At 70.9% G+C, this 14,454-nt stretch carries 15 protein-coding genes; 1 reads left to right on the top strand and 14 read right to left on the bottom strand.

Annotated elements, in window-relative coordinates:
- Positions 1 to 90: 90 nt before the first annotated feature.
- From VFO26_RS13330 to VFO26_RS13310, 5 genes are all read right to left on the bottom strand, one after another.
- Positions 91 to 861, bottom strand: coding sequence for a metallophosphoesterase (locus VFO26_RS13330; protein WP_325115510.1), 771 nt, complete (start codon positions 859 to 861; stop codon positions 91 to 93).
- A 14-nt stretch (positions 862 to 875) separates the two neighbouring features.
- Positions 876 to 2,702 carry a nucleoside-diphosphate sugar epimerase/dehydratase gene (locus VFO26_RS13325; RefSeq protein WP_325115509.1) on the bottom strand — a complete coding sequence of 609 codons (1,827 nt, stop codon included), beginning with the start codon at positions 2,700 to 2,702 and terminating at the stop codon, positions 876 to 878.
- Positions 2,703 to 2,771: 69 nt separating this feature from the next.
- Positions 2,772 to 3,848: a DegT/DnrJ/EryC1/StrS family aminotransferase gene (locus tag VFO26_RS13320; RefSeq protein WP_325115508.1), complete on the bottom strand. Its 1,077-nt coding sequence runs from the start codon at positions 3,846 to 3,848 to the stop codon at positions 2,772 to 2,774.
- An 88-nt stretch (positions 3,849 to 3,936) separates the two neighbouring features.
- Entirely contained in the window at positions 3,937 to 4,632 is a 696-nt protein-coding gene (locus VFO26_RS13315) for a DedA family protein (protein ID WP_325115507.1), read from the bottom strand.
- Between the two features lie 29 nt (positions 4,633 to 4,661).
- A complete protein-coding gene (locus tag VFO26_RS13310) occupies positions 4,662 to 6,395 on the bottom strand; it encodes a phosphodiester glycosidase family protein (protein WP_325115506.1) in 1,734 nt (577 codons plus the stop codon).
- A gap of 109 nt (positions 6,396 to 6,504) precedes the next feature.
- Here VFO26_RS13310 and VFO26_RS13305 point away from each other — a divergent pair, with 109 nt between their 5' ends.
- Positions 6,505 to 7,185, top strand: coding sequence for a DUF998 domain-containing protein (locus VFO26_RS13305; RefSeq protein WP_325115505.1), 681 nt, complete (start codon positions 6,505 to 6,507; stop codon positions 7,183 to 7,185).
- Here VFO26_RS13305 and mqnC read toward each other — a convergent pair.
- The 9 genes from mqnC to VFO26_RS13260 are packed head-to-tail and all read right to left on the bottom strand — an operon-like array spanning position 7,182 to position 14,448.
- The gene (gene mqnC, locus VFO26_RS13300; protein WP_325115504.1) at positions 7,182 to 8,285 is read right to left on the bottom strand and encodes a cyclic dehypoxanthinyl futalosine synthase; all 1,104 of its coding nucleotides are present in this window, start codon (positions 8,283 to 8,285) and stop codon (positions 7,182 to 7,184) included. The genes VFO26_RS13305 and mqnC overlap by 4 nt on opposite strands.
- Positions 8,282 to 9,064 carry a menaquinone biosynthesis protein gene (locus VFO26_RS13295; protein WP_325115503.1) on the bottom strand — a complete coding sequence of 261 codons (783 nt, stop codon included), beginning with the start codon at positions 9,062 to 9,064 and terminating at the stop codon, positions 8,282 to 8,284. The genes mqnC and VFO26_RS13295 overlap by 4 nt, the downstream gene beginning before the upstream one ends.
- Complete coding sequence (locus VFO26_RS13290; protein WP_325115593.1) at positions 9,052 to 9,465, bottom strand: VOC family protein; 414 nt, start codon at positions 9,463 to 9,465, stop codon at positions 9,052 to 9,054. Before VFO26_RS13290 ends, VFO26_RS13295 begins: the two co-directional genes overlap by 13 nt.
- Positions 9,462 to 10,568, bottom strand: a complete 1,107-nt coding sequence (gene mqnE, locus VFO26_RS13285) for an aminofutalosine synthase MqnE (RefSeq protein WP_325115502.1) — start codon at positions 10,566 to 10,568, stop codon at positions 9,462 to 9,464. Before mqnE ends, VFO26_RS13290 begins: the two co-directional genes overlap by 4 nt.
- Positions 10,569 to 10,570: 2 nt before the next feature.
- Positions 10,571 to 11,470, bottom strand: a complete 900-nt coding sequence (locus tag VFO26_RS13280; protein ID WP_325115501.1) for a polyprenyl synthetase family protein — start codon at positions 11,468 to 11,470, stop codon at positions 10,571 to 10,573.
- On the bottom strand, positions 11,467 to 12,150 hold the full coding sequence (gene ubiE, locus VFO26_RS13275) for a bifunctional demethylmenaquinone methyltransferase/2-methoxy-6-polyprenyl-1,4-benzoquinol methylase UbiE (RefSeq protein ID WP_325115500.1): 684 nt from the start codon (positions 12,148 to 12,150) through the stop codon (positions 11,467 to 11,469). The genes VFO26_RS13280 and ubiE overlap by 4 nt, the downstream gene beginning before the upstream one ends.
- Positions 12,151 to 12,202: 52 nt before the next feature.
- Complete coding sequence (locus VFO26_RS13270; protein WP_325115498.1) at positions 12,203 to 12,790, bottom strand: UbiX family flavin prenyltransferase; 588 nt, start codon at positions 12,788 to 12,790, stop codon at positions 12,203 to 12,205.
- Positions 12,791 to 12,838: 48 nt separating this feature from the next.
- Positions 12,839 to 13,660 (bottom strand): c-type cytochrome, encoded by an 822-nt coding sequence (locus VFO26_RS13265; protein ID WP_325115497.1) that lies wholly within the window; start codon positions 13,658 to 13,660, stop codon positions 12,839 to 12,841.
- 2 nt (positions 13,661 to 13,662) lie between these two features.
- A complete protein-coding gene (locus VFO26_RS13260) occupies positions 13,663 to 14,448 on the bottom strand; it encodes a cytochrome b (RefSeq protein WP_325115496.1) in 786 nt (261 codons plus the stop codon).
- Between the last annotated feature and the right edge of the window lie 6 nt (positions 14,449 to 14,454).

Below are 14,454 nucleotides of genomic sequence, written 5' to 3'. Positions count from 1 at the left end.
CCCACGCGACGACGGGTCGGCTCTGGCGCGGCCCGCTCAGGGGGCGGCCCCCGTGGTCGTCCCGGGCGCCCGATCGACACGCAGAGCGGCTCAGGTCTCCTGCTCCGACCCGCTCTCCAGGCGCGTGACGAAGCCCGGGCCGCCGGCGAACAGGCAGTGGTCCACGTTCATGACCCTGCCCTCGCCGTAGACGAGCGGGGCGGTGACCGTGCGCGGGTCGACGCCTCGGACGGAGGCGATCGGCGTGTGGCCGTGGACGAGCCTCGTCCCGCCGAACGCGTCGAGCAAGGCATCGACGGTCGCAGGGTCGGTGAGCCGCATCCGATCCGAGACGATGGCCAGGAGGTCGTCCACCGCGTCGACATCGCCGTCGGACAGGATCGACCCCACGGCCCCGACCACCGCGTCCGGCGACTCACCCAGCGCGAGGTAGGCGGGCGTGTCCGCGTGCACGAGGAGCCAGTCTCCGGCGCGTGCGATCGGTGGCAGCGCCGCGATCCACTCCACGTGGTCGGGCGTCAGCGCGCTGAGGTCGGAGTCGACGCCGCCGTTGAGCTTCCAGAGGTCGTGGAACGACTCGCCCGGGACACTGGTGCTCTCGGCGCCGAAGCGGTGCACGGCGAGCAGCAGCGCCTCGTGGTTCCCAAGGAGGCAGCGGACCGCGCCGCCGCTCTCGTCCTCGAGGCGCCTGACGAGGTCGACCGCCCCGATCCCGTCCGGGCCCCGGTCGACGAGGTCGCCCACCAGCCACAACTGCGCGTCGGCGCCGCTCCAGCGCTCGTCGCCGTCGACGAGGCCCGCCGAGCGGAGGAGCTCCACGAGCACGTCGCGATGGCCGTGGACGTCGCCCACGACGAACACGGGGGTGGTGGGGCCTATGAGACCGGCCTCGGCTCGACCGTGACGGCGCCCTCGCGCCTCGGCTCGTTCACGAGCCGGCGGAGCGCGCCCACGAGCTCGAGCGTCTCCCCCTCCTCGACGAGCCGCTCGAGCAGGCCGAGCTCGGCCTCCAGCCACTCGGAGTCGACCGGCGAACGTGTGATCAGGTCGATCTTCGGGTGTCGGCTCGGCGATACGGTCTCGCCGTCGCCGACCAGCTCCTCGTGGAGCTTCTCCCCGGGCGCGGGGCCGATGAACTCGATCGCGATCTCGCGTCCCGGCTCCTTGCCCGAGAGGCGGATCATCTTGTCGGCGAGGTCGACGATCCGGACGGGCTCACCCATGTCGAGGACGTACACCTGCCCCCGGCCGCCGATCGCGCCGGCCTGGACGACGAGCTGCACCGCCTCGGGGATCGTCATGAAGAACCGGGTCATCTCGGGGTGCGTGACGGTGACCGGCCCGCCGCGGGCGATCTGGCGCCGGAAGATCGGCACCACCGAGCCCGAGGATCCGAGCACGTTCCCGAAGCGGACCGCCACGAACCGTGTCGTGACGTTGGCACGGTGGCCCCAGGTCTCGACGATCCACTCTGCGAGGGCCTTGGACTGCCCCATCACCGTCTTCGGGTTGGCAGCCTTGTCCGTGGAGACGAGCACGAACCGCTTCGTCCCGTGCTCGGCCGCGACGTCCGCGACGACGCGTGTCCCCAGCGTGTTGTTGCGCACCGCCTCGAGGGGGTTCGCCTCCATCATCGCCACGTGCTTGTACGCGGCGGCGTGGAACACGACGCCCGGCCGGTACTTGTCGAACACCTGCCGCAGCTTGACCTGGTCGCGGACGTCGCCCACGACCGCGGCGGCGGCGCGGAAGCCGCGCTCGCGGACGAGCTCCCGCTCGATCTCGAACAGCGCCGGCTCGGCGTTGTCGAGGAGCACGAGCTTTGCAGGGGAGACGCGGGAGATCTGGCGGCAGAGCTCTGAGCCGATCGAGCCGCCGGCCCCCGTGACGAGCACGACCTCGCCCGTGAGGTAGTCCGAGATGGAGCCGAAGTCGACCTCGACCGGCTCCCGGCCGAGGACGTCCTCGACCTCGACGGGCCGTAGCTGCCGGGCGAGGTCGACGTCGCCCGAGACGAGATCCGAGAGGCTCGGCAGCGTCTTGACGGGCACCTCGAGCGTGCGAGCGGTGTCGACGATCCGCGCCCGGAGCTCGCCCGAGGCGGACGGGATCGCGATCAGCACCTCGTCCGGACGCCGGTCGCGGATGACGTGCGCGAGGTCGTCCGTCGTGCCGAGCACGCGAACCCCGTGGAGACGCAGGTTGCGCTTTCGGGGATCGTCGTCCAGCAGCCCGATCGGTGTGTAGCCGAGCCCCGGCGTCCGCTGCATCTCCTTGACCACGAGCTGACCCGCGTCTCCGGCGCCGACGATGACGGCCTCCTTGCCCCTGGCCACGATCCGCCCCGGCATCGGGCGCTCGATGATCGTCCGCGCCAGCAAGCGGGCGCCCGCGACGAACGCCAGGCAGAGCAGGAGGTCGATGAACCAGACGCCGCGCGGCACTGCTGCCCGATGGATGTCGAAGAGTGTGAAGACGAGGAACAGGGCGACGGACGCGAGCACGACTCCGCGGAAGGCGCCCCACATGTCCCGCGTCGACACGTAGCGCCACCAGCGGTTGTAGAAGCCGCACAGCCCGAACACCGGCAGCTTGATGCCGACGACGAGCAGGACGATCGGCCACTCGAGATAGCGGTCGTAGTAGACGGGGCGGACCTGGTCGAAGCGCAGGTTCCAGGCGAGCCACCAGGCACCCGCCACGAGCAGCGCGTCGACTCCGACCTGCCAGACGGAATGACGGCTGACGGGGCTGCGCAGGGCCCTCGCCCCCTACACGGCGACGCCGACGGCCGACCTGACCGTGGCGACCACCCGCTCCTGCTGGTCGAGGCCGATCCCGCCCCACATCGGCAGCGCGAGGTTCTCCGCCGCGGCCCGCTCCGTCTCGGGAAGAGAGCCCGGGCGATAGCCGAGGTAGGCCATGGCCGGCTGGAGATGGAGAGGCGTGACGTAGTACGAGGCCGATGCGATTCCGACTTCGTCCAGAGCCTCGGCGATCCGCTCCCGCTCCGGGGTCCGGACGACGTACATGTGGTAGACGTGGGCGCCGTCGTCCGTGGGGAGCTCGACGGCTTCGCCCAGCCCGAGCTCCGCATAGCGCCCGGCCGCCTCCCGCCGCGCCCGGTTCCAGCCCGCGAGGTGCGGCAGCAGGACGCGCAGCGCAGCGGCCTGGATCGCGTCGAGCCGCGAGTTCGTCCCGATGAGCTCGAAGGTCTGCTTGTCCCGGGAGCCGTGGAAGCGGAGCTTGCGGACGATGTCGGCGATCGCGTCCTCGGTGCACGCGACGAGCCCGCCGTCCCCCAGCGCGAAGAGGTTCTTCGTCGGGAAGAAGCTGAACGTCGAGCAGACGCCCGTGGTCGCGATCCCGCGGGCGCCGAACGCCTGCGCGGCATCCTCGAGCAGCGGCACTCCGAGCGCGGCGAGCTCCGTGAGCGGGGCCGGCCGGCCGAAGAGGTGGACCGGGACGACCGCCCTCGTCCGCTCCGTGATCGACGCCGCGACGGCGACCGGGTCGAGGTTGAGCGTGACGGGGTCGATGTCGGCGAAGACCGGGGTTGCGCCCGCCCGTGCGATGGCCTCGGCCGTCGCGTAGAACGTGAACGCGGGGCAGATCACCTCGTCGCCCCGCCTCACTCCCATCGCCTCGAGAGCCAGCACGAGCGCGTCGGTCCCGTTCGCCACGCCGATCGCTTGCGGCACGCCGAGATAGGCGGCCGCCTCGCGCTCGAACGCCTCGACCTCCGGCCCGAAGATGAAGCGCCCGGACTCGAGCACCTCCGCGAACCGCTCCTTGAGCTCCGGGATGAACGGCTCGTACTGGGCCTTGACGTCGACGAGGGGGATCACGACCGCACGAGTGTACCCGCCTCCGTTCCGGGCCATCCCCGGTCGGAGCGGCTCCTGAGCAGGGAATTCGACGCCGGGCCGACGTGTCCTAGGCAGGCTCGTCGGCCGGCTGCCTGCGACGCCTCACGTAGCGCCAGGCGAGCCACCCGCCGGCCGCGACCACGGCGGCGAGGATCAGGTAGTCCACGTACCGGAACGCGTCGTGGAAGTGCTCCCAGTTCGCCCCGGCGGCCCACCCCGCCCCGGCGAAGGCGAAGCACCAGATCGCCGACCCGAGCAACGTCAGCCACACGTAGGGACCGAAACGGGCACGGAAGACACCTGCCGGGATGGAGATGAACGACCTCGCGACGGGAGTGATCCGTCCGATGAACACCGCCCATTCCTCCCAGCGGTCGAACCAGCGCTCGGCACGATCGAGCTTCTCCGTGCTCAGGTGCAGCCAGCGGCCGTGACGTTCGAGCCACGGGCGGCCGAGGTAGTCGCCCAGCGCCCAGCCTCCGATCGAGCCGACGAGGTACCCGATCGTGCCGGCGGTCGCCATCGCCACGTAGGCCGGGAAGCCGCTCTCGAACTCGTAGCCGAACAGCGTCACCGACTGGTCGGCGAAAGCGCCCGCGGCGACTGCCCCGGCGTAGACCATCACGACCTCGCTGGCGGCGGGGAGCACCGCGTCGATCAGCATCAGCCCGAACACCGCATAGAGGCCGTAGTTCCCGATCGCGTCGGTGACGACATCGGTGATCTCGTGGAGGAAGTCGCTGAGGACGTTGGCGACGAGCATCGCGGAAGGCTAGCCGTGGGCCCGGCGTGCTAGCGCTTGCCCGGTTCAGCCGCTCGACGCAACACGATCGGCGCGGTCAGCTCCGACCGAGCGACCTCGCTCGCCACGACGACCCGGACCGTGTACCGGCCCGCGAGACGGCGGCGATTCGCGCCGAGCCCGTCCCAGACGACTCGCTGCTCGCCCGCCGGGAGCCGCGCACCGCCGAGCAGGCGACGCACCAGCTTGCCGGTCTCGTCGAGCACCGTCACGGAGGCGCGCGCAGCACGGGACAGACGCCACGTGAGCGAGATCTCGCGGCCTTGCGGCGGCACCGCGCGGAGACGCGGCACGCGGAGGAAGCCCAGCGTGTCGTCGACGACGAACGTCCTCGTGATCGCAGACGCCTGGCCGACGTCGTCGACTGCGCTCACCTCGAGGCTCCACTTGCCGGGTCCCGGGGCGCCTCCCGTGGGAGGGAAGGGGACCGGATAGGTACCCGGCAGCTGCGATGCCGTCGACGTCAACGGCGCAGCGCTGCCCGGTGCGCGCATGGTGATCGTGACCGAGGAGGGGCGCACGATCCGGTAGCCGAGCCCCGGCGACTCCGCGACGCCGTCGCCGTTCGGTGAGACGAGCGCTGGGGGCTCCGGCGCGAACACACCGCGGTACAGGAGCATGACACCGGTCGAGATCGACCGCTCGCGACCGTCGGAAGGGCGGTTCAGAAGTCTCCCGTCGAATGCCATCGTCGTCGAGCCGCCGCTGTCGAGCCCGATGCCCGTGACCGCGCCGAGGCGCACGAGCGCCTGCGCCAGCTCGAAGCTCGTCAGCCCGACGCTGTAGCCGGGCTGGCGGCCGTCGACGGCGACGAGCACGACCCGTCCGTCGGCAAGCTGTCCGACGGCGCTGCGGGGCGCGCGCGGCCCGAGCTGGCGCGTCGTGAACTTCTCTCCCGAGCGGTAGAGCGGGACGCCGTCCCGCACGAGCTGGGGGCCACCGCCGAACGCGGACAGCACCCCGGGCCAGGTCGGACGCAGCGAGAGCCGCACGGTCACCGTCGCCCCGACCGCGGTCTCCGCCGTCAGGGCAGCCGCGGACTGCCCGCGCGCGAGCAGAACGGCCCCGCCCGCGGGTATCGGCACGGCGCCGCCCCCGGCGCGCAGCTCGACAGCGGGGGCGACGAGGTCGACCTCCGGCGTCGGGGCCGGGAAGGGGAAGAGGACGAGGGCGACGCTCCCGGGAAGCGGCGGTGTGGCGGGCCCGTACCGATCGGTGTAGAGGGCCGAGCCGTCGGCTGTCGGCGGGGCGTTCAGGCTCCTCACCACGCGGTTCCCGCCGAGGCCGCGCCAGCTGCCCACGAACGACGCCCGCCGGACTTCAAGTCGGCCGTCGGTCGTGATCCCGGCACTCGCTCGTTCGGCGTTCGGAGGCGTGACGAGCCCACCCTCGCGCATCAGGACGCCCGAGGGACGGCCGGTCGCGAAGGTGAAGTAGTCGCCGTTGACGCCCGCCGCGGTCGCCTGACTCGCGAGGCGGCGTTGCATCGACGTCAGCGTCTCGCGCTCGACGACCGTGTCGTTCGACAGCACCGGTTCGAGCGTGGTGAGGCCGCCCGGGCGTGGGCCGCGGAGAACGTGGATCGCAACAGGCCCGCGTGGAGTGAACTGCACTCCGAGCTCATAGGTGACTCCGGGCCACAGGACGCGGGGAGCCGCCCCGGCGGGCGCGCCGAGGACGACGGCGAGCGAGAGCACGGCGGCGGTGGCGAGCAGGCGGCGCATCGACCCGGCCCGAGGGTAGTGCAGCCCCCAGCCGCCCCGCGAGATCCTCACGGATTCCGTACGAACCCCAGCCGGGCTTGTCGGCCCACTGCTCTGACACACTCGCGCGGTGCCGTGGCGCGCCTCCGCGATCTGTGGCCTCGCCGCGTCGGTGACGTTCGTGGGCGGCGTCCTCCTCGGCGACGTTGCCCAACCCGACGCGTTCAGCCCGGCGAACGACGACATCAGCGACCTCGGTGCGCTGACGGCCTCGAGCCCCTGGCTCTACAACCAGGTCGCCGCGAACCTCACGGGCCTGCTCGTCGTCGTCCTCGCCCTCGGGATCTGGGGCGCCCTCGGGGAGGGGCTCCTGTCGCGACTGGGCGTCCTCGGGCTGCTCGTGGTCGGCGTGGGGCTCTTCCTCGACGGGCTCTTTCGACTCGACTGTCAGGGCATCGACGGCGCGTGCGAGAACACGTCGTGGCACTCCACGGCGCACAGGATCGAAGGCGGGTTCACCTCCACGGCGCTCATCCTCACGCCCCTGGTGCTCGCGCTCGCGTTTCGACGCCTCCCCGAGTGGCGGCGCATCTGGCTCCCGACGCTCCTCACGACGCCGGCCGTGATCGCCGCCGGCGCCGTGCTCAGCACCGTGGGGAGCGGCGCGTCTGCCCGGGCGGCGAGCGTCGTCTGGTTTCTCTGGCTCGCCCTCGTCGCCTTCCGCCTCCTGCGCGTCTCGAGCGAGCCACGCGGCGCTGCCGCGCCGGGCGAGCTGGTCGAGAAGCCCCCGACCTCGCGGTATCCGCGCTAGAAGACCCTGACCTCGCGGTAGAGGGTGTCGCGCTGCACCGGGGTCTTCCCGAGCGCCCGGATGAGGTGGACGAGCTCGTCGATCGACGTGCGGTGCGTCGTGCCCGCGGCGGAGACCACGTTCTCCTCCATCATCACCGACCCCATGTCGTCGGCGCCGAACCCGAGGGCGACCTGGCCGATCTTCATCCCCTGGGTCACCCAGGACGACTGGATGTGCGGCATGTTGTCGAGGTAGATCCTCGAGACGGCCTGGGTGAGCAGGTAGTCGAAGCTCGTCGGCATCGTCTCGCGCGGGACGAGGGGGCCGAGACGGTTGCCGTCGTCCTGGAACGTCCACGAGATGAACGCCCGGAAGCCGCCGGTCTCGTCCTGCAGCTCGCGGACCCTTCGCATGTGCTCGACGCGCTCCTCGAGCGTCTCGACATGGCCGTACATCATCGTCGCGGTCGTCGACATCCCGAGCCGGTGCGCGTCGCGCATCACGCCCAGCCACTCGTCCGAGGTCGTCTTCTTCGGCGCGATGATGTGTCGCACGCGATCGACGAGGATCTCGCCCCCGCCGCCCGGCAGCGAGTCCAGCCCCGCGTCCCGCAGCCGTGAGAGCGTCTCCGGGATCGTCAGCTTCGAGCGACGCGCGATGTGCTGCACCTCCGGCGGCGAGAGGGCGTGCAGGTGGATCGGGTAGCGCGCCTTGATCGAGCGGAACAGATCCTCGTAGTAGTCGATTGCGAGATCCGGGTGGTGGCCACCCTGCATCAGGAGCCCGGTCCCGCCGATCGCGAGCGTCTCCTCGATCTTCCTGAAGATGACGGGCTTCGGCAGGACGTAGGCCTCGCGCGTGTCTCCCGGTGACCGGTAGAAGGCGCAGAAGTCGCAGTCGGTCACGCAGACGTTCGTGTAGTTCAGGTTCCGGTCGACGATGAACGTGATCCGCGACGGGTCGTTCTTGCGGTTCCGGACCTCGTTCGCGACACGTCCGACCGAGACCAGGTCGCGCGAGCGGAGGAGCGCGATCGCATCGTCGTCCGAGATGCGCTCTCCGTCGAGCGCCTTCGCGAGCGCCTCGGCCACGGTCGGTGGGCCGGCGACCGTAGTCATGCGACCGGTACTTCCTCGTCCTGGAGGAATCGCAGCTCGGGAACCTGGGCGAGCTCGCCGACGTCGCGGGCCATCTCGAGGAAGGTGTAGAAGCCCGCGCGCTCCCGTGGGCCGAAGCTGTAGCGCAGCTTCTCGAAGTACCGGGCGAGGAAGCCGGGGGGATAGCCGTAGCGCTCGCTCGCCTCGTAGGCGAGGCGCTCGGGCTCGGAGCGCGCGAGGCGCACGGATGCGACGAGGGCCTCCTGGAGCTGGAGCAGGCCGTCGACGACCGGCTCGGGGGCGGCCCATACCGCGAACACCATCGGCAGCCCTGTCCGCTCGAGCCAGAGCCGGCCGAGGTCGTAGTGCGGAGTCGGGTCCTCGAACGCGCTCTTCAGCGCCGCGTCGCCGATCAGCAGCTTGGCGTCGGCGTCCGCCGCGGCCTCGAGCGGAAGGAGCTCGGCCCGGGGGATCAGCACTCGCGTGAGGACGACGGAGGTGGCGCTCTCGGGCGTCACCGCGACCGAGCGCACCCGCCCGAGCGGCATCCGCGTCACGAGCTGGATCGAGTCGACCGCACCCTCCGACGAGACGCAGAGTCTCGGGAGCAGCCGCAGCCGGGTCGCGTTGCGGGCGTACTCGATCGACGAGATCGGCGCGATGTCGATCTCCCCGGCCAGGAGCATCCTGTTCAGCTCCGTCGGGACACCGCTGATCTCCTCCACCTCGTGCATGAGCCGGTGGAAGACCGGTGCCATGTTGACGTACGAGATCCGCCCGAGCCTGATCACGACACCCACCGGAAGAACGTCACGAGGTTGCCGTCGAGGTCGAGGGTCGCGAACTCGCGCGTCCCGAAGTCGGTGTCCTCGACCCCGTCGCGCGACACCGGGTGCAGCACGTCCTGGGCGCGGAGCTCGTCGTAGAGCTCGTCGACGCCCGCGGCCATGATCCGGCAGCTTGCGGTCCCGGCGATGAACGACTCCGCTCCCGTGCAGACGGGCTTCTCCGTGAAATCGGCACGCTCGCGCCAGGTCTCGTCGCCAGACTCCCAGAGGTGCAGCACGGCCTCGTCGCGGCACAGCACCGCGAAGCCGCCGTCGTGGTGGAGCACCTCGAAGCCGAGCCTGTCGCGGTAGAAGGCGACGGCGGCGGCGGCGTCCCGGACGGGAAGCGCCGGGATGGCCTGCGTGAGGCTCACCATCGGCGGAGCTCGTTGTAGAGCGTGTCCCGCTGGACGGGGATCCGGCCTGCCTCGCGGACGAACCGGACGAGCTCTCCGATCTGCTGCTCGGTGCCCGTGCGCGCACCCGCGGCATGGAAGATCGTCTCCCGCATGACCGTGCCCTGAACGTCGTTCGCGCCGAAGTGCAGCGCGACCTGCGCCATCGGCATCCCCATCATGATCCAGTACGCCTTGATGTTCGGCACGTTGTCGAGCATCAGGCGCGAGAAGGCCAGCATCTTCAGGTCGTCGGCACCGGTCGTGTGACGCCAGCCGCGCCGCTCGAACACGGTGTTCTCGGGATGGAAGGCCAGCGGGATGAAGGCGAGGAAGCCCCCCGTGCGGTCCTGCTGCTCGCGGAGCCGGAGGATGTGGTCGACCCGCTCCTCGTACGTCTCGACGTGCCCGTAGAGCATCGTGCAGTGGGTCGGGATCCCCATGCGGTGGGCCGTGTCGTGCACGTGGAACCAGATCTCTGGATGTTCCTTGCCCGGCGCGATCAGGGCCCGGACGCGGTCGGCGAAGATCTCCGCGCCGCCACCCGGGAGGGAGCCGAGCCCGGCGTCCTTGAGCTCACGCAGCACCTCTTCGTGCGTGAGCCCGGACAGCGTCGTCATGTGGTGGATCTCGGAGGCCGTGTAGCACTTGAGGTGCACGTCGGGGAGCGCCTGCGCGAGCGAGCGGATCGTGTCCACGTAGAAGTCGAACCCGATGTGCGGGTTCTCGCCGTTGACCATGTGGATCTCGGTGAAGCCGGTAGCGGCGCACTGCTCGACCGCGTCGCGGACGAGCTCCTCCGGTGTGATCGTGTAGGCGTGCTCCTGCTTGCGCGTCGCCGCGAACGCGCAGAACTTGCACTTCACCCGGCAGACGTTCGTCTGGTTCAGGTAGAGGTTCTGGACGAAGTAGACCTCGTCGGTCCCGCCGCGCACGCGGCGCGCGAGGTCGGCGAGCTCGCCCAGCGAGAGCAGGTCGTCGGACTCGAGGATCGCGAGCCCGTCCTCGAGGTCGAGGCGCTCTCCCGCCTCGATCTTCTCCCGCAGCGGGCCGAGCGTGGATGCCTGTTCGAGAAGTGCCATGGTCAGCGATTCCGGTCGACGACTGCGTCGGCGAGCGCTTCGAGCTCCTCCCGGCGAACGGTCCCGTTCAGGCTCTCCCGCGCCCGCCTAGCGTAGTCGAGGGCCATCTCCCGGGAGCGCTCGAGAGCGCCCGTGGCGGCCACCCTGACGAGCGCGCCCTCGAGCGACCCTCCCGCGAGAGCGCGCCGCACCGTGTCGTCCTCGCGCGCCGCGAGGAGGAGCGGGAGCGTCGGCGTCCCGTCGCGCAGGTCCGTGCCCGGGATCTTCCCCGTCTCGACCGTCTCCCCCGAGCAGTCGAGGACGTCGTCGACGATCTGGAAGGCGACCCCGAGCAGACGGCCGAACTCGGGACGGCCGCCGCCGAGCACGCACGCGGCCGCGAACAGCGAGCCCGTCTTGAGCGTGCACCGCTCGAGGTAGGCCTCGACGCTGGTGTCGGGGTCGTGTCGCTGGAGACGCTGGAGCGCCTCGCCTCGCGCGAGCTCGAGCGAGGCGTCGGCCAGGACCGAGACCCGCTCGTGCGACCCCGCCGCGGCGAGCGTCGCGAACGCCGCGGCGAAGAGGTGATCCCCTGCAGCCTTCGCCGCCTCTGCGCCGTGCGCGGTCCACGCGGCTGCGCGGCCACGTCGCAGATGCGCGCCGTCGACGATGTCGTCGTGGACGAGCGTCGCCATGTGCACGAGCTCGACCGCCGCTCCCTCGACGACGGGTGGCTCTCCTCCCGCCGACGAGAGGAAGGTCAGGGTGGGCCGGAGCCGCTTGCCGCCGGCCGCGAGCGCGTCCGAGCTCACGGAGGCCACGACGCCCGGGTGGGCGCGAACCACCGCCCCGAGCCGCTCCTCGACCGCCTCGAGGTAGTCGGAGAGGCCCTCGGCGGCCCGCACCGTGGCGAGCGCGCTCACGTGCGCACCCCGACGTGCAGCGCGACGATCGACCCGCCGAGCAGGCGGAACCGCACCTGCTCGAAGCCCTCCTCCCGGAGAAGCGTCACGAGATCCTCCGCACCGGGAAACCGCCGCACGCTCGCGGGCAGGTAGGTGTACGCCTTCCCGCCGGGCAGCACCTTGCCGAGCAGCGGGACGACGCGGTCGAACCAGAGGGAGAAGAAGGGCCGCAGGAACCCCCGCGGACGCGTGATCTCGAGGATCGCGAGCCGACCCCCGGGCCGGAGCACTCGTCGGAGCTCGCGTAGCCCGGCCTCGAGGCTCCCGACGTTGCGAACGCCGAAGCCGACGGTGGCTGCGTCGAACGAGCCGTCCTCGAACGGCAGCGCCAGCAGGTCGCCCTCGACCCAGTCGACGGTGTCCGACTTCCGCCGCGCGCGCTCCAGCATCGCCGTCGAGAAGTCGAGCCCCGTGACGATGCCGCCCTCGCGCTCGGCGGCGACGGCGAGGTCGCCGGTGCCGCAGCATGCGTCGAGCACACGGTCTCCGGGCTGGACGATCGCCTCGACCGTCAGTCGACGCCACGAGCGGTCGAGGCCCGCGGTCATGACCCGGTTCATCAGGTCGTAGACGGGCGCGATCCGGTCGAACATGCCGCGAACGGCGTCCGGCTGCAGCGTCCCCGACTCGTGCGTCACTCAGCGCCTCCCACCCCGTGGACCGGTCCTTGTGACACTGTGTCACAAACCCTCACTCGCCCCACCGCCGGACGAGCGACGTGTCGATCCCGAGCTGGTCGAGGCAGCGCGCGACCACGAAGTCGACGAGGTCCTGGAGGGACGTCGCGCCGTGGTAGAAGCCGGGCGCGGCGAAGAGGATCACGGCGCCCGCCTCGTCGAGCGTCGCGAGGCCGCGGAGGTGGATCGACGAGAGAGGTGTCTCGCGAGGGACGAGGACGAGCTTGCGGCGCTCCTTCAGCGCCACCGAGGCTGCACGGTGGATGAGGTTCGTCATGGCCCCCGAGGCAAGCGTTCCGACCGTCGACATCGAGCAGGGGCACACGACGTACGCGTCGACCCTCGCCGAGCCGCTCGCGTAGGGGCTCTTCCAGTCCTGCACGTCGTACACCGTCACCGCCTCGCCCGCGGAGCCGACGAACCGCGAGAGCACCTCCTCGCGCGGCAGCGCGGCATCCCCGTAGAGCTCGGTCGCCACCACCTCGATCCCCGCGGAGGACGCGCAGATCCCCACCTCGGCGCCGGAGCCGACGAGCCCGTCGAGGATGCCCTTCGCGTAGGGCGCCCCGGACGCACCGGTGATCCCGAGGAAGACCCTCACGCCGTGAGCGTACGCGCTTTCCGCTGCGCGGAATGCGCGAGCGAGCGGCTACTCGCCGCCCCTGGAGGCGTCGAGGAAGGTCGCGAGGTTCGTCAGGTTCTCGTCGCCGAGGTAGGCGTACGAGATCATCACGTTGTTCCCGTACTGCGCCGGGTTCGAGACGTACGACTTGAAGAACTCGATCCCGCGGTCGGAGGCTCCCGTCTCGCTCAGGTCGGGCGCACCGAGGTTCCCGTTGCCCTCTCCCAGGTACGTGTGGCAGTTGAGGCAGCCGGACTGGGCGAACAGGGTGGCTCCGGCCATCGCGGCCTCGTTGCCCGTGAAACCCTGCCTCTCGGCCCACTCGTCGATCGTGCCGGCCGCGATCAGCTCCGAGCCGAGCGCCTCCTTCGCGGTCGCGCCCTTCCAGGTCAGCACGCCCATCGAGATCACCACGAGGATCGCGGCGACGAGCGCCACGGGGCGGCGGCTGAGGCGCCGCTCGGGGCGGCGGTCGTAGAACGGCAGCGCGATCAGCAGGATCAGCAGGATCGTCGGGATGCCCACGGTGCCGAGCACCACGGACTCCGGCCACTTGAAGATCCGCAGGAGATAGAAGAGGAAGTAGAAGAACCAGTCCGGGCGCGGGACGAACTCGATCGTGCCCGGGTCCGCCTCGTCCGTGTACCACGGCCCGAGGATCCCGGCGTCCGTGCCGTCCGCCGTGTAGTACCAGATGCAGGCCAGCGCGATGATCACGGCCACGACGAGGAGCGAGATGACCGAGTCGTGGAGGACCGCGTACGGGAAGAAGCTCTTCCCCTCGCGCTCGACGTCCTCCTTGTAGCGCTTGTGCTCGGCCCGGTTGCGGTCCTTGAGCGGGGTTCCCATCGCTACGACTCACCCCCCTCCGAAGCAGGCTCCGGGTCGCGGATGAGGCCAGAGCGCGGGCCGCTCACCTCGGGCCGCTCCCGGCCGGCGGCCGTCGCAGACCACGGCGGCGACGTCACGCCCAGCCGCACGACGAGGTACAGGTGGAGACCGATCAGCGCCAGGAGCGCGCCGGGGACGAGGAGCATGTGGAGCGCGTAGAACTTCGCGAGCGTGTCCGGCCCGATGCTGAGCCCGCCCTGGAGGAATTGCGCCAGGAACGGCCCGGCGAACGGGGCCGTCGCGTTCAGGTTGATCCCGACCACCGTCGCCCAGTACGCCGTGTTGTCCCACGGCAAGAGGTAGCCGGTGAAGCCCTCGAGCATGCCCAGCACGAGGATCAGCACGCCGATCACCCAGTTCAGCTCGCGCGGGTACTTGTAGGCGCCGAACAGGAAGGTGCGGGCCATGTGGAAGAACAGCAGGATGATGAAGACGCTCGCGCCCCACTTGTGCATCCCGCGCACGAGCCAACCGAGCGTGACCTCCTCGGTGATGTTCTGCACCGAGGCGTAGGCCGAGTTCGGATCGGGCTTGTAGTACATCGCCAGGAACACGCCGGTCAGCAACTGGACGATGAACGCCGTCAGCGAGGCGGCGCCGAGCGTCTGCGCCCAGCTGATGTCGTGCGGCACCTTCCGGAACAGGAACCACTTCGTGTACCCGACGAGGCCCGAGCGCTCCTCGACCCAGTCGAGCGGGTACAGGGCGACGGCCTCGAGCTGGCGGCGGCGCTCGGTCTTCGCCACTACCGC

Source organism: Gaiella sp. (assembly GCF_035710885.1).
Lineage (GTDB): Bacteria > Actinomycetota > Thermoleophilia > Gaiellales > Gaiellaceae > Gaiella.
The sequence above is the reverse complement of the archived record's forward strand: the minus strand, read 5'-3'. Positions and strand labels throughout refer to the sequence as shown.

Coding starts and splice junctions, on each gene's coding strand:
- VFO26_RS13315 (WP_325115507.1), bottom strand. CDS start 4,632: ATGCTCGTCGCCAACGTCCTCAGCGACTTCCTCCACGAGATCACCGAT.
- VFO26_RS13310 (WP_325115506.1), bottom strand. CDS start 6,395: ATGCGCCGCCTGCTCGCCACCGCCGCCGTGCTCTCGCTCGCCGTCGTC.
- mqnC (WP_325115504.1), bottom strand. CDS start 8,285: ATGACTACGGTCGCCGGCCCACCGACCGTGGCCGAGGCGCTCGCGAAG.
- mqnE (WP_325115502.1), bottom strand. CDS start 10,568: ATGGCACTTCTCGAACAGGCATCCACGCTCGGCCCGCTGCGGGAGAAG.
- VFO26_RS13265 (WP_325115497.1), bottom strand. CDS start 13,660: ATGGGAACCCCGCTCAAGGACCGCAACCGGGCCGAGCACAAGCGCTAC.